General features: G+C 36.5%; 18 protein-coding genes. 16 read left to right on the top strand and 2 right to left on the bottom strand.

Annotation, left to right across the window (positions count from 1 at the left end; all coding sequences use genetic code 11):
* Window positions 1-38 precede the first annotated feature (38 nt).
* Window positions 39-2,612, top strand: a complete 2,574-nt coding sequence (locus tag EC501_RS08545; RefSeq protein ID WP_122971865.1) for a vitamin B12-dependent ribonucleotide reductase — start codon at window positions 39-41, stop codon at window positions 2,610-2,612.
* A 71-nt stretch (window positions 2,613-2,683) separates the two neighbouring features.
* Here EC501_RS08545 and EC501_RS08540 read toward each other — a convergent pair whose 3' ends face one another.
* Window positions 2,684-3,448 (bottom strand): TSUP family transporter, encoded by a 765-nt coding sequence (locus tag EC501_RS08540; RefSeq protein WP_122971864.1) that lies wholly within the window; start codon window positions 3,446-3,448, stop codon window positions 2,684-2,686.
* Window positions 3,449-3,602: 154 nt separating this feature from the next.
* Window positions 3,603-4,538 carry a DUF1385 domain-containing protein gene (locus EC501_RS08535; protein WP_122971863.1) on the bottom strand — a complete coding sequence of 312 codons (936 nt, stop codon included), beginning with the start codon at window positions 4,536-4,538 and terminating at the stop codon, window positions 3,603-3,605.
* A gap of 132 nt (window positions 4,539-4,670) precedes the next feature.
* On the opposite strand from EC501_RS08535, the gene EC501_RS08530 reads away from it, so the two are divergent.
* The 15 genes from EC501_RS08530 to tlp all read left to right on the top strand — a co-directional run bounded on the left by EC501_RS08530 (window position 4,671) and on the right by tlp (window position 14,296).
* Window positions 4,671-5,123 (top strand): hypothetical protein, encoded by a 453-nt coding sequence (locus tag EC501_RS08530; RefSeq protein ID WP_122971862.1) that lies wholly within the window; start codon window positions 4,671-4,673, stop codon window positions 5,121-5,123.
* A 34-nt stretch (window positions 5,124-5,157) separates the two neighbouring features.
* A complete protein-coding gene (gene aroQ, locus EC501_RS08525; protein ID WP_122971861.1) occupies window positions 5,158-5,586 on the top strand; it encodes a type II 3-dehydroquinate dehydratase in 429 nt (142 codons plus the stop codon).
* 15 nt (window positions 5,587-5,601) lie between these two features.
* Entirely contained in the window at window positions 5,602-6,663 is a 1,062-nt protein-coding gene (locus EC501_RS08520; protein WP_122971860.1) for a M24 family metallopeptidase, read from the top strand.
* Between the two features lie 16 nt (window positions 6,664-6,679).
* Window positions 6,680-7,237 (top strand): elongation factor P, encoded by a 558-nt coding sequence (gene efp / locus EC501_RS08515; RefSeq protein ID WP_122971859.1) that lies wholly within the window; start codon window positions 6,680-6,682, stop codon window positions 7,235-7,237.
* Window positions 7,238-7,408: 171 nt separating this feature from the next.
* Complete coding sequence (locus EC501_RS08510) at window positions 7,409-7,615, top strand: stage III sporulation protein AC (RefSeq protein WP_122971858.1); 207 nt, start codon at window positions 7,409-7,411, stop codon at window positions 7,613-7,615.
* Between the two features lie 8 nt (window positions 7,616-7,623).
* Window positions 7,624-8,001 carry a hypothetical protein gene (locus EC501_RS08505; protein WP_122971857.1) on the top strand — a complete coding sequence of 126 codons (378 nt, stop codon included), beginning with the start codon at window positions 7,624-7,626 and terminating at the stop codon, window positions 7,999-8,001.
* Window positions 8,002-8,013: 12 nt separating this feature from the next.
* Window positions 8,014-8,925, top strand: a complete 912-nt coding sequence (locus EC501_RS08500; RefSeq protein WP_122971856.1) for a stage III sporulation protein AE — start codon at window positions 8,014-8,016, stop codon at window positions 8,923-8,925.
* Window positions 8,922-9,059 (top strand): hypothetical protein, encoded by a 138-nt coding sequence (locus EC501_RS18385; protein ID WP_158599690.1) that lies wholly within the window; start codon window positions 8,922-8,924, stop codon window positions 9,057-9,059. The genes EC501_RS08500 and EC501_RS18385 overlap by 4 nt, the downstream gene beginning before the upstream one ends.
* A gap of 188 nt (window positions 9,060-9,247) precedes the next feature.
* Entirely contained in the window at window positions 9,248-9,661 is a 414-nt protein-coding gene (locus EC501_RS08495) for a hypothetical protein (RefSeq protein WP_122971855.1), read from the top strand.
* Window positions 9,658-10,197: a SpoIIIAH-like family protein gene (locus EC501_RS08490; protein ID WP_122971854.1), complete on the top strand. Its 540-nt coding sequence runs from the start codon at window positions 9,658-9,660 to the stop codon at window positions 10,195-10,197. Before EC501_RS08495 ends, EC501_RS08490 begins: the two co-directional genes overlap by 4 nt.
* Window positions 10,198-10,378: 181 nt before the next feature.
* Window positions 10,379-10,888: an acetyl-CoA carboxylase biotin carboxyl carrier protein gene (accB, locus tag EC501_RS08485; RefSeq protein WP_122971853.1), complete on the top strand. Its 510-nt coding sequence runs from the start codon at window positions 10,379-10,381 to the stop codon at window positions 10,886-10,888.
* A 14-nt stretch (window positions 10,889-10,902) separates the two neighbouring features.
* A complete protein-coding gene (gene accC, locus EC501_RS08480) occupies window positions 10,903-12,282 on the top strand; it encodes an acetyl-CoA carboxylase biotin carboxylase subunit (RefSeq protein WP_122971852.1) in 1,380 nt (459 codons plus the stop codon).
* Window positions 12,283-12,399: 117 nt separating this feature from the next.
* On the top strand, window positions 12,400-13,383 hold the full coding sequence (locus EC501_RS08475) for an LLM class flavin-dependent oxidoreductase (protein ID WP_241559306.1): 984 nt from the start codon (window positions 12,400-12,402) through the stop codon (window positions 13,381-13,383).
* 139 nt (window positions 13,384-13,522) lie between these two features.
* Window positions 13,523-13,927, top strand: coding sequence for an Asp23/Gls24 family envelope stress response protein (locus tag EC501_RS08470; protein WP_122971850.1), 405 nt, complete (start codon window positions 13,523-13,525; stop codon window positions 13,925-13,927).
* Between the two features lie 135 nt (window positions 13,928-14,062).
* Window positions 14,063-14,296, top strand: coding sequence for a small acid-soluble spore protein Tlp (gene tlp, locus EC501_RS08465; protein ID WP_174232671.1), 234 nt, complete (start codon window positions 14,063-14,065; stop codon window positions 14,294-14,296).
* Window positions 14,297-14,395: the final 99 nt, after the last annotated feature.

Genomic DNA, 14,395 nt, shown 5'->3' with positions numbered 1-14,395 from the left:
TGTAAACAACACTAGATTTTATTAAGGGAGGCTGGCAGATGGTAATGTTAAGTGAAACGCATGCAACCATCCTCGTAGAACAACTAAATGAAGACATCAAGAATTTCCCACAAGTACATCCAATCACACCGGACATGCATATTACGCATAAGGGAGTATCAAGATTGGTTATGATTGACCGTTATTCCTTTAAGGATACGGAAAAGAAAACGTTAAAGCCTGGAGATTTTGTTGTATTAACTATTAAAGAAGATCCAAAGTTTCCTGCGCGCGGATTAGGGTTCATTCGTTCAATCGATGTGGAAGCAAAAAAAGCTGAAATATTAATTGAAGAAGAATACCGCCATGTATTAGACAATCCAATTGAACAAGAAACAGGCATCATTGTGCGTTCCTTAGACGTAATTGAAAAGCCTCTTGAAATTTATTACGAACAAATTGCAAAACGCAATGCGACTGGATTAGCTGCTGTTGAAGAAACAGAAGAAAATAAACAAAAATGGTTTGAAAAGTTTTATGAACAGCTTGCTTCATTAAAATTTATTCCTGCTGGTCGTGTATTGTATGGAGCAGGTTCTCAAACAGATGTTACATTCTTTAACTGTTACGTAATGCCTTTCGTACCAGATAGTCGTGAAGGTATTAGTGATCATCGAAAACAAGTAATGGAAATTATGAGCCGTGGTGGTGGCGTTGGTACAAATGGTTCAACATTACGTCCACGTAACACATTAGCCCGAGGTGTAAACGGTAAATCAAGCGGATCCGTATCGTGGCTTGATGATATTGCTAAGCTTACGCATCTTGTAGAGCAAGGTGGTAGCCGTCGTGGGGCGCAAATGATTATGTTAGCCGATTGGCATCCAGATATTGTGGAATTCATTATTTCAAAAATGCAAAACCCACGTATTCTTCGTTACTTAATTGAAAATACAGAAGATGAGTTAATTGCTTCATTAGCAAAGGAAAAGTTAAAATTCAAACCTTTAACACAACAAGAGGAAGCGATGTACCAAGGTATTGTAAACTATAAAGCAATTCCTGGTCTTGGCGGTTTCAACGAAGCGATTATAAAAGAAGCAGAAAGTAAATTACGTGATGGTGGAACTTATAGCGTTCATAATCCGGAATTTTTAACAGGTGCTAATATTTCGGTTACTTTAACAAAAGAATTCATGGAAGCAGTTGAACATGACGCTGATTATGAATTACGATTCCCAGATGTTGCGAACTACACTCCAGAAGAAATGGCTATTTACAACGAAAAATGGCATGAAGTAGGGGACGTACGTGAATGGGAAGCAATGGGTTACGGAGTTCGTACTTATCGAACAATTAAAGCTCGAGAACTGTGGAACTTAATTAATATTTGTGCTACATATGCTGCGGAACCGGGTATTTTCTTTATCGATAATGCGAACGACATGACGAACGCTCGTGCCTATGGTCAAAAAGTGGTTGCAACAAACCCATGTGGAGAACAACCCCTTGCACCATACTCAGTATGTAATTTAGCTGCTGTCAATTTAGCTCAATTTGCCAATATAGAAACAAAAACAGTTAATTACGATGCACTACGGGAAACCGTTCGTATCGGAGTACGTATGCAAGATAACGTCATTAATGCGACACCTTACTTCTTAGAACCAAACCGTAAACAAGCGTTAGGTGAACGTCGAGTAGGTCTTGGAGTAATGGGTCTTGCCGATTTATTAATTTATTGTGAAAAAGAGTATGGCTCTCCTGAAGGCAATGAATTAGTAGATAAAATCTTTGAAACGATTGCTGTAACAGCTTATGAAACATCTATCGAACTTGGTAAAGAACGTGGTAGCTTCCCATTCTTACAAGGTGAAACAGAAGAAGAAACGAAACGTTTAAGAGAAGCCTTCATTAACACTGGTTATATGAAGAAAATGCCTGAACATGTTCGACAAGGAGTGCTTGAAAATGGTATTCGTAATTCCCACTTATTAACGGTTGCTCCAACAGGATCTACTGGTACGATGGTTGGGGTTGCAACGGGATTAGAACCATACTTCTCCTTCACTTACTACCGTTCTGGTCGTCTTGGTAAGTTCATTGAAGTAAAAGCTGAAATTGTGCAAGATTATTTAAATAATCATCCAGAAGCAGATGAAAACAATTTACCACATTGGTTTATTTCATCGATGGAGTTAACGCCTGAAGCCCATGCGGATGTACAATGTGTTATCCAACGTTGGGTAGATTCATCGATTTCTAAAACAGTAAACGCACCAAAAGGCTACACAGTAGAGCAAGTACAAAAAGTGTACGAACGTCTATACAAAGGTGGAGCAAAAGGTGGAACGGTTTACGTAGATGGTAGCCGTGATTCACAAGTACTTACATTAAAAGCAGAATCATCCCATGATGAGCAATTAGCCTTTGATGAAGTATTGGAAGAGAAAGTCGTTGAAAAACAACCCGTTGTATTAGTGGATACAATTGCCCCTCTTACTACTACAAACGTTACAATCGGTTCCGAAGTAGGGAATACTTGTCCTGTTTGTCGTCAAGGAACAGTAGAAGAATTAGGTGGTTGTAACACATGTACAAGCTGTGGTGCCCAGTTGAAATGTGGACTATAAAAAATAGCGTAAAATAAAATAACCGGAAGCAAAACGTCAAGAGTTTTGTTTCCGGTTTTTTATATCAACAATTATGCTTGAAAATAATCATAAATATTTTTCATTATTAAAACAATCGTCATGACAATGAATAACATTCGAACAAAACTTGTCCCTTTCTTTAAAGCGAATTTCGTTCCGAAGAAGGCGCCGACGATCATCGATAACCCCATGATGATTCCATACGTAAAAACAACCTCTCCTAAAATTAAAAACATAATGAGTGCGGCTATATTACTCATAAAATTTAATACTTTTGCATTTCCAGCCGCTTCTAAAAAATCAAACCCCATAATCAAAAAGACAAAAATAATGAAAGAACCTGTCCCAGGGCCAAAAAATCCATCATAAAATGCTAATAGTACAAGGCTAGAAAAAAAGAGAATACCCCGTTTCCACTTTAACGGTTTTCTTTCTGCTAATTGTCCCCAATTTTTCTTTGCTAACGTGTAAATTAATACGACAATGAGCATAACGATAATTAAAGGTCTTAATAGTTCGGAATCCATTAAATGGACAGTCCAAGCTCCAATCATAGAAAAAATGAAGATGAGGGGTAAAATGGGGCCGATTAGCTTCATATCAATTTTACCAGCTTTAAAAAATGTTAAAGAGCTAGTTAAATTGCCCATCGAGGCAGCTAATTTGTTCGTTGCAATCGCAGCGGATGGGGGAAGACCAACAGATAGAAGGGCAGGTAAAGTAATTAAACCACCACCGCCTACAGTGGCATTAATAAATGCGCCGACAAAACCAAAGAAGGAGAGAACGAATACTTTCACGATATCTAATTCCATTTTACAAAACTCCTCATTATGTATTATGAAAATGGTATCGGATTTGTCGAAAAATGTAAATAGGTCCTTGATTGTTTCACGTTAACTTCTTTCATCATAAAAACCTTGCAAAAGATAACTTTTGCAAGGTTAATTAACAGAAGTCTATATTCGATTAATCGTGATGCAATTCCATAGCCAATTCCGGGTTTTTCTCGACTTCATGTAATTTTTTAAATGAAGCAATAGCAACCTCGACCATTTCATCCTTTGGCTCCTTTGTAGTTAATAATTGAAGCCATAATCCAGGGTAACCGAGGTATTTTAATACTGGAATACCTCTTACTGCATTCGTTGCTTGAAGCACTTCAAAGGATATCCCGAGTACAACTGGAATTAATAAAATACGAACTACGACCCGTAACCATAATGGATCGGTAGGGAAGAAAAAGTACACGAACATTCCGATAATGACGGTAAATAAAATAAAACTTGATCCGCACCGGTAATGGAGTCGTGATTGCTTTTGAACATTTTCTACTGTCAACTCTAAACCTGATTCATAACAGTTGATCACTTTATGTTCCGCACCGTGATATTGAAAAACCCGCTTAATGATCGGAGTCATCGATACTATGTATAAATAGCCTAAAAGTAAAATTAGTTTAAAAAGGGTTTCCAAAAAAATTTGAGGAAACTTACCCGATATCCAAGGTGAAAATAATTCTGCAATAAAGACTGGAACTAATGTAAAAACAAATTTACCAAATAAAAAGGAAATGACACCAACAACAGCAACACCTAATATCATTTGCAATTTCGATGTTTCTGGTTCGTTTTCTTCTTCTTCTCCCGGATTAATGTCATATCGATCACTTGAAAATTGTAGATGCTTTGCACCTAAACCGGATGATTCAATAAGAGCAATTACACCTCGAACAAAGGGGATTTTTTTTAACTTTTGGAACAAAGGTTTCTTTGGTTTTTTAGCATAATAATATTCAATACTATCGTCATTACGACGGATTGCTGTTACAGTATGTTCTTTCCCGCCGAACATGACGCCTTCTAAAAGGGCTTGCCCACCATAAACCGGTGCTTCATTACTCAAACTTCTACACCACTCTCTCAATTTTTAAAACTAGTATCATTTATTGTACTAAATTTTTCCCAAAAGCACTATGTTTTACGCATACGAATTTTGTGAATGGGGGAAACTAAGGAGAAAAAAAGAGGTGTTCATATGGTTTATTTGGCAATTTTCACAAGTCTATTTGCTTCATTATTACTTGCTCTAACATTGAAATTATTATCCCTTTTTCATTTCATCAAATGGAGTCCAGTTGGCTATACAACAAGGTTAGATATATTAACGGAAAGTCATTGGACCGTTCAATGGCTTATTTTAATCATTGTCATCTTTTGTATTATTTTAATTTTTTATTTCATCATGCAATTCGTTCAAATGGTTCCACCTTTTTTCTCTTCTTTGATCATTGGTGCAATTTTTGCCCTTATTTGTGAGTGGATTATTTTTGATTTACCTGCAGAACTTTCATCCTTTAAAAAATTATCAATTCCATTTATGGTGACACTTATCATTACGGCCCGATTTGTTTTTGAAACGGCTATGTTTCATTATAAAGCTGAAAATGAACGAAATAAGTTGCCGTATAAAGACACTATGATAAAATAAAAGTGGTAATTTCCGTTAAAAGAGGAGAATGTCGATGAAGGTATTAATCTTAAATGGACCGAATTTAAATCGATTAGGGAAGCGTGAACCGGAGATTTATGGCAGTGAAACATTGGATGATGTTAAGCTGAAATGTCAAAATCTTGCGACGCAATTCAATGCTACAATTGATTTTCGGCAATCGAACCATGAAGGGGAATTAATTGATTGGATTCATGAAGCGGAGGACGGAAATGTGGATGGCATTGTGTTTAATCCGGGAGCTTATACCCATACAAGTATCGCTCTTCGAGATGCAATTGCAGCCGTAAATGTGCCTGTCATTGAAGTGCACATTTCGAATATACATAAACGGGAATCGTTTCGTCATGAGTCAAAACTTGCTGCAGAATGTGTTGGTCAAATTTGTGGTCTAGGAACTTTTGGTTATCAATTAGCACTTAGAAAGTTTCTAGAACAATAAAGGGAGGAAAATGGGATGATAAAATTAGAGAAATTACGTAAAGCATTAGTAGAAAATAATGTGGATGGTTTATTAATTACAAACGACTACAATCGTCGTTATATGACAGGTTTTACCGGCACTTCTGGAGTAGCCATTGTGACAAAAGATGATGCAGTTTTTATATCAGACTTCCGTTATACAGAACAAGCAAAAAATCAAGTCCAGCATTTCCGAATCGTACAACATGAAAGTGTTCTTTATAAAGAAGTAGCTACACAAGTAGAAAAAATGGGTATTAAAACGTTAGGTTTTGAGAAAGATACGATGACTTACGGGATGTTTGAAACTTATAAATCCCTAATAAACGCTGAATTAATACCGCTTTCTGGGTTAATTGAAAAAATTCGCTTGATTAAGACTGAACAAGAGATTAATATTATTAAGGTTGCATGTGAAATTGCTGACAATGCTTTTTCCCATATATTAGAATTCATTAAGCCAGGTGTAACTGAGCTTGAAGTATCGAATGAATTAGAATTTTTCATGCGAAAACAAGGCGCAACTGCATCATCTTTTGACACAATTGTTGCTAGTGGTGTGCGCAGCGCATTACCCCATGGTGTAGCAACAGAGAAGGTCATTGAAAAGGGTGATTTCGTCACACTTGATTTCGGTGCGATTTACAATGGATACGTTTCAGATATCACGCGTACAATTTCAGTTGGTCAACCGTCAGATAAACTAAAGGAAATGTATCAAACGGTTTTAGAATCACAGCTTCTAGCATTAGAAAAAGTTGGACCAGGTATGACTGGTATTCAAGCTGACGCAATTGCTCGTGACTATTTAACTTCAAAAGGTTATGGCGAGGCGTTTGGTCATTCTACTGGCCACGGAATCGGACTTGAAGTACATGAAGGCCCAGGCCTTTCATCTCGTTCCGAAACCGTTCTAGAGCCAAATATGGTGGTGACAATTGAACCAGGTATTTATTTACCGGGAATTGGCGGCGTTCGTATTGAAGACGATATTTTAATCACAGAAACAGGTAATGAAAAATTAACCCATTCAACCAAAGATTTAATTATTTTATAATGGAGGAATACAACTCATGATTTCAGTTAACGATTTCCGTACTGGTCTTACAATTATGATTGATGGCCAATTATACCGTGTAATGGATTTCCAACACGTTAAACCAGGGAAAGGTGCTGCTTTCGTACGTTCGAAATTACGTAACCTACGTAACGGTAACGTAACAGAAAAAACTTTCCGCGCAGGTGAGAAAGTTGAAAAGGCACAAATCGATAACCGTAAAATGCAATATTTATATGCACAAGGTGATTCCCACGTATTCATGGATATGGAATCATATGAACAAACAGAATTAGCAAGTGTACAAATCGAAGAAGAATTAAAATATCTTCTTGAAAATATGGAAGTTTACATCCAATCATACCAAGGTGAAATGCTAGGTGTTGAATTACCAAACACAGTTGTATTAGAAGTGAAAGAAACTGAACCAGGTATTAAAGGAGACACTGCTTCTGGTGGTTCAAAACCTGCTACCCTTGAAACTGGTTTAGTTGTTCAAGTTCCATTCTTCGTAAATGAAGGGGACAAATTAGTGATTAATACTACTGACGGATCTTACGTATCTCGTGCATAGTAGAAAAGAATAGAAATGAAAGTTAAAAGCCATTCCTTTATGGAAGGCTTTTTCTTTCATTATTGAACATTTTTTAAGTCATCTCTTTCGAAGAGATGACTTTTTTTCATGATAAAAAGGTCTATTTTTTTGAACAAGCTCATATATTGCCTTACACAAGGAGGCGTCGTGATGGAATTACAGGACGTTTTGCGGGTAGCTGGGGTAGGGCTCATTATTGCTTTACTTCATGTTTTCTTTGAGCAAATCGGCAAAAAGGAATTTTCATTCTTTATATTTTTTATCGCATATTTGTATATTACGGCAGAACTAATTCGATTTTTACGGCTTTTCTTTGACGACATACTTACATTCTTCCAATGGCTAAATTTAAATTAGGGTAACATATGAAATTTTTAATTTATGCTGTCATTTTAATTTTACTTTTAATACTAATTAAAGAAACGTTCGAAAAACTACACGCGATAACCGTCATTGTTTTCTTTTTCATCTTACTTTATTTCTTACTGTCGATGCTCGCTATTCCTTTTACAGAGCAGCTCCTTACTTATGTGCAATCAGTGCCATATGTACCTCAGCTTGTGTACTCTGCACTTTTTTACCAGATAGGTTTGTTCTTTCAATCTTTATTTGATGAAAAGGAATATGAAACATTTGGAGAACTTGTCATGTTTTCCATTCGCATCGTATTACTATTTTATTGGACTAGCGAATTTGCAAAAGTATTGTCAGATTTCTCGTCAATTTTAGAAAAGCTTCAGTAAGGGGCTTTAATAATGAATGAAATACTAAATGTTTTTACAGATCCATTGAAACTCGCTGGACAATCCATCATCTTAGTTTTAATTTATACCGTGTTATTTCTTTTGATAGAGGCCTTTGTGCCGAAATTTAAAAAATGGGGCGATACGTTATTCATCATTGTACTCGTATTAACCCTTGGACAAACTGTAATGGATGCTTTTTCTACGATGGGGCAAATCGTCAACGTAGCCTCGGATTTCTTTTTAGCCATTACACCGATATTAACTTCCATTTTAGTTGTATTAAATGCGGTATTTTCATTTATCGCCTGGAGCCCAGTCGTTCTCTTTATTTTTGAAATGCTTATGCTACTTTGTAAAAAAATTTTAATTCCTGCCATAACGGTAGCGCTAATTCTTGATTTTTGTTCTAGATTTATTCAAGATATTTCATTTTCAAAGGCATCAGATTTAATTCGTGGAACCGTCATGACACTCATTACAGCATCGCTTTTAGGAATGGTAACGGTACTTTCCTTTACTGGTGTAGCCTTCTTTACAATTGACCAAGCTATAGCAAGTCCAGTAAAAAAAGTAATCGAACAAACGATACCCATCGTCGGCTCTCTCATTGTAGAAGGGTTTTCGATATTCCATAAATATCAATCAACTGCTACTACAGTGGTAGGATTAGGAGCGATGACGGCTTTTTGGATTGCTGCTTTTTATCCAGCTGGTAAACTACTAATCCATGCTATGACTTTTAAGTTATTAGCTGCTGTTATAGAACCCTTTACCGGAAGTACGATTAGCGGACTGTTAGATGACGTTGGGAAATCTTTATTATTACTTTGTGCTGTAGCAATATTACTTGGAATTGCCTTTGTATTTATTTGGCTCATCTTAATAGTGATTATGCAGCTAGGGGTGGGGAAAAGCTTTTGATCAAACTCATCATCATTATTTTAATAGGGAAATGTTTATTACTTTTAGCTGATGAGAAAGACGTCATTGTCTATGTAAAACTAGCAACATTATTAATTTTTTTAACAACAGTGTTAGATTTTCTTAAACTATAAAGCATACAGTTAGGACTAGCTTCATACAATGTGATGAAACGTTAAACTTTGTTCAGTAAAGTGCCTTCATCTAGAGTAAAGGGAATATGAAGATTATGAATTCATTTTGAACGATGCTGAACAAAGGGAAAGCCTCCGGCAATACGCCGAGGCGTATTTGATAGAAAGGAGGCGCTAAAGAACGTGAGGTGGAAAAGAAATGGTCAAAACAAAAATTAATCTTTATTCCGATTGCAGTTCTAGTGTTCATTGCGTACATTTCTGTAACGTTGAATGATCCAAAGGAGGAGCAATATAACTCATCTGAAGAGGAAAGTAAACTTGAGCAAACCCTAAGTCAGATTAAAGGTGTTGGACAAGTAAAGGTCTACTTTCATTACGACGTCCCTTCATCAAAGGATTCAAACGCTGACAGTCTATTAAATGGGTATCTCAGTTCAAGTGAAAATCAACAGCATGTATCAGGATTGCTCGTTGTATCGGAAGGGGCGTCTAACCCAGCTATTCAAAAGCAACTTTTGGAAACTATTAGTCGAGTAATGCAAATGCCTACTCACAGAATTATGATTGTACCGATGGAGAGTAAAGGAGATGAACAATGAAAGTAAAAAGAAGAACAGTATGGTTATTAACGCTACTAAGTTTAGCGGCCGTCATTTCAGTTTACTATGTATTTGAACCAAATCGTGATGTGGATCTGGCGACAATTTTTTCAGATGACGCATTACAAGAAACTACTCTAACAGGTGTAGATGAAGAAGAAATGACTACAACAACATCTGAAAGTTACTTATTTGAAGAAATGAGAATGGAAAAAAGTAATGAACGAGATCAATTAAGAGAGCAACTAACACAAAAAATTGCATCTGATGAGTATTCAGCAGAAGAGAAAAATGAAGCCTTTAACCAAATGAATGCCCTTATTGAACAAGAGTCATCAGAATCTATGCTAGAGATGTTAATTGAATCCCTTGGTTATTCAGATGCTCTAGTACGAGTAGAAGATGAGAAAGTGGCAGTAACAGTATTATCAGATGAAATTTCGAAACAACAAGCTAACGAAATTATTTTTACAGTTCGATCAGAACTTGAAGATGTAAGCGATGTACAAGTAAACGTTGAATCGAATTACTATTAATTCGAAATTATTATTACAAGAATAATATTTTAGCTAACAGAAATTACGCAGTGCGTTCGTTTTCAAGACGAAAGCACTGTTTTTTACGTTATTTCTTTAAAATTGTATTTATGTATTTCAAATTTAGGAAAAAAACTATAAAATAGTAAAGAAGTGAATAAAACATAAGGGGTGTCTTTACGTGTTTAAAGTACAAGAATTGAGAGAAATTATTAAATTAGTTGACGGATCATCCATAGACGAATTCGTTTATGAACATGATGGGGCTAAACTAAAATTGAAAAAAAATAACGGAGTTGTAACAGAAGTTGTCGCTCCTAAAGTTGAAACTGCTCCAGTAGTACAACAACCAGCGCCAGCTCCAGTAGCTGTAGAACCTGTTGTTGAAACGACTAAGGAAGAAGTAAAAGTGGAGGAAAAGACAGCACCTGTTACTGTTGATCAATCTTCATTACATAAAATTACTTCGCCAATGGTAGGGACATTCTATCAAGCACCTTCACCTGACCAACCACCATACGTAAAAGTAGGAGATAAAGTTGGAGAAGAAACAATTGTATGTATCGTTGAAGCGATGAAATTATTCAACGAAATTGAAGCTGAAATTAAAGGTGAAATTGTTGAAGTACTTGTGAAAGACGGGCAATTAGTAGAATATGGACAACCACTATTCCTAGTGAAACCTGAGTAAGGGGTGCTTCTATAATGAAAAAAGTTTTAATTGCAAACCGTGGTGAAATTGCAGTACGAATTATTCGTGCTTGTAAAGAACTCGGTATTGAAACCGTTGCGGTATATTCAGAAGCTGATGCAAATGCCCTTCATGTGAAATTAGCAGATGAAGCATATTGTATCGGACCAAAACTATCAAAAGACTCTTATTTAAGCTTCCCAGCAGTTTTAGGTGTAGCCCAAAAAACAGGGGTCGATGGCATTCATCCCGGTTACGGTTTTTTAGCTGAAAATGCTGATTTTGCTGAAGCTTGTGAAAATGCAGGAATTAAGTTTATTGGTCCTTCATCTGATTCGATCAAAATTATGGGAATTAAAGACGTTGCTCGCAGTACGATGGAAGAAGCGGGAGTACCACTTGTTCCTGGTACTGGGATCGTTCCAGATATTGAAACAGGTAAAAAATGGGCGAAAGAGATTGGCTACCCGGTTATTATTAAAGCGACTGCTGGCGGCGGCGGTAAAGGGATTCGTGTTGCTCGTACGGAAGAAGACCTTGTAAAAGGGATCGATATTACGCAAAAAGAAGCAGCAGCAGCTTTTGGTAATCCAGGTGTCTATCTTGAAAAATTCATCGAATACTTCCGCCATTGTGAAATTCAAGTGTTAGCAGACTCTTTTGGAAATGTTGTCCATTTAGGTGAACGGGACTGTACAGTTCAACGCCGTATGCAAAAGCTTGTAGAGGAAGCACCTTCACCTGCATTATCAGAAGAACGTCGAGCTGAAATGGGTGCTGCAGCTGTTAAAGCTGCACAAGCTTGTAATTATGAAGGTGCGGGTACAATCGAATTTATTTACGATTATCAAGAAGATAAGTTTTACTTCATGGAAATGAATACGCGTATCCAAGTAGAACATCCGGTAACGGAAATGATCACTGGTGTTGATTTAGTACAACAACAATTAAAAATCGCAGCTGGAGAGCCACTTCCATTTACACAAGAAGATATTAAAATGAATGGTTGGGCAATTGAGTGCCGCATTAATGCGGAAAATGCATATAAAAACTTCATGCCTTCAGCAGGTACGGTTGAAACTTATATTACACCAGGTGGTTATGGGGTTCGTATTGATTCTGCAGTATATGCAGGGTACACAATTCCCCCATATTACGATTCAATGGTTGCCAAATTAATTGTTCATGCGGATTCTCGAGAAGAAGCGATTGCTAAAATGAATCGTGCTTTAAGTGAATTTGAAGTGGCGGGACCTGGAATTCATACAACGATTCCATTCCATCAAGCTTTAATGAACAATGAAGTATTCCAATCAGGAAAATTCAATACGAAATTCCTTGAGGAAAACGATTTATTAAATACAGCAAAAAAAGAAGAAGTACCGAATCAATAAATGATTCCATAAAATGACTATCTCAATTTGAGATAGTCATTTTTTTGTCCCGAGACGAAATAAATGAATACTTCTCCAGTTCGTTTTATACTATCAATATGGAAGGGGGAGTTACAGTTGTTACCAAAATTATCTGTACTCGATTTAGCACCCGTTTTAGAGGGGCAAACGCCAGCTAATTCATTTCAAAATAGTAGAGAATTAATCCTGACTGCTGAGAAGTCTGGTTACAATCGATATTGGGTGGCAGAACATCATAATATGCAAGGGATTGCCAGCTCTGCAACACCCGTTTTAATAGGGTATTTAGCTGCTGCAACAAGTAAGATTCGAGTTGGTTCAGGGGGGATTATGTTACCGAACCATTCACCACTCGTTGTTGCAGAGCAATTCGGAACATTAGAATCCATGTATCCAGGTCGAATCGATTTAGGGTTAGGAAGAGCACCTGGTTCAGATATGCTCACAGCCCGTGCGTTACGACGTGATGATAGAGGAGCTTATGAGTTTGATCGTTTAGTAGATGAATTAAGAGGGTACTTTGAAGATGTTGAACGGCCTGTTATTGCCGTACCTGGAAAAGGAATGTCTATTCCTGTTTGGTTATTAGGCTCCAGTCTTTATAGTGCCCAATTGGCAGGTCGACTTGGTTTACCATATTCCTTTGCAAGTCATTTTGCACCTGATTTGTTAGATGATGCCCTTAATACGTATAGAAGAAACTTTATACCTTCAAACGTATTGGATAAACCTTATTCTATGGTTGCTGTGAATGCTATGGTGGCAAATACCGATGAAGAAGGGGAATATTTAGCTAGTACATTATTCCAACAGTTTTTAGGCATCATTAAAGGGAAAAGGGGTAAAACCCAACCGCCAAGGGAAATGGCAAGCCTTTGGACAGAGGATGAAAAGAAAGTCGTATTCCAACAACTGAAATATACGTTCTACGGCTCTAAACAAACTGTATATGATCAATTATTAGAATTTTTACGCCATCGTGAAGTAGATGAATTGATGATTAATAGTCCAATTTATGATATTGAAAAGCGTAAAACTTCTTATGAATATTTGGCAAACATTTGGAAAGAACATGAGTAAAATATTATTTAGAAAAAATGTATTCGATAAAGCGCTAAGGAAAAAAATAAGGTATAATATATTCTAAATAGAAATCTTTGTGAATTTTGTCATTATTAATATTAGAAGACAATTTGCGAAGTAAGAGAGGATGAAGAAGATGGCTGAGAAAGTAGCAAAAGCTTTCATACAACCAACTCCTTCTGGTAAAGAAGAACTTGGTCAAATCGAAGTAGCTCCTGAAGTAATTGAGGTAATCGCAGGAATTGCCACAACAGAAATTGACGGTGTTGCTGCTACAAGAGGAAACTTTGCATCAGGTGTTGCAGAACGTTTAGGAAAAAAAGTCCATTCTAAAGGTGTTAAGGCAACGATTTCGGAAGATGGACAAATTGTGATGGATGTATTTTGTTCAGTAAAATATGGCTACTCTATTCCAAAAGTAGCGAAGGAAATCCAAACATCCATTCGTCAAGCAATCTTTAATATGACATCGATTGATACGAGTGAAGTAAATGTTCATATTACGGCCATTCAATTCGAAAACTCAAAAGATGACGAGTAATTAACAAATAGTAGATCTCTTTCTTAAGTTAGAAAGAGATCTTTTTTTTATTCGATTAACAATGCAATTACTGTATAAACATAGGAAATGGAACCAAACTAATCCCGTAAAAATAAAAATAGGAGGTATTTTCAAATGATGAATAATCGTAAACCGAATCCAGATGACCGCTCAGATAATGTAGAGAAATTACAAAAGATGGTTCACAACACGATTGAAAATATTGAAGCAGCAGAAGAAACGATGGGATTTTCAAGTCCTGAAGAGAAAGCGAAGATTCAAGCTAAAAACGAGCGCCGCAAACAAGCTTTAGATGGTTTTAGAGAAGAAATTAAAGACGAAGCAGCTGATCGTCAACAAGGGGAATAATTTTGTCGCTCAATTGCTCTGATGGAAAAAATATTTAAAAGAAAGATGTAATTTTTGAATAGATTTAAAGAAGAGTATGTCTTTTTGGGCATACTCTTT

Origin of the sequence: Lysinibacillus halotolerans (assembly GCF_003711845.1) — a bacterium.
Lineage (GTDB): Bacteria > Bacillota > Bacilli > Bacillales_A > Planococcaceae > Ureibacillus > Ureibacillus halotolerans.
Note: the sequence above shows the minus strand (reverse complement) of the source record. Positions and strands in the feature narration are given on the sequence as shown.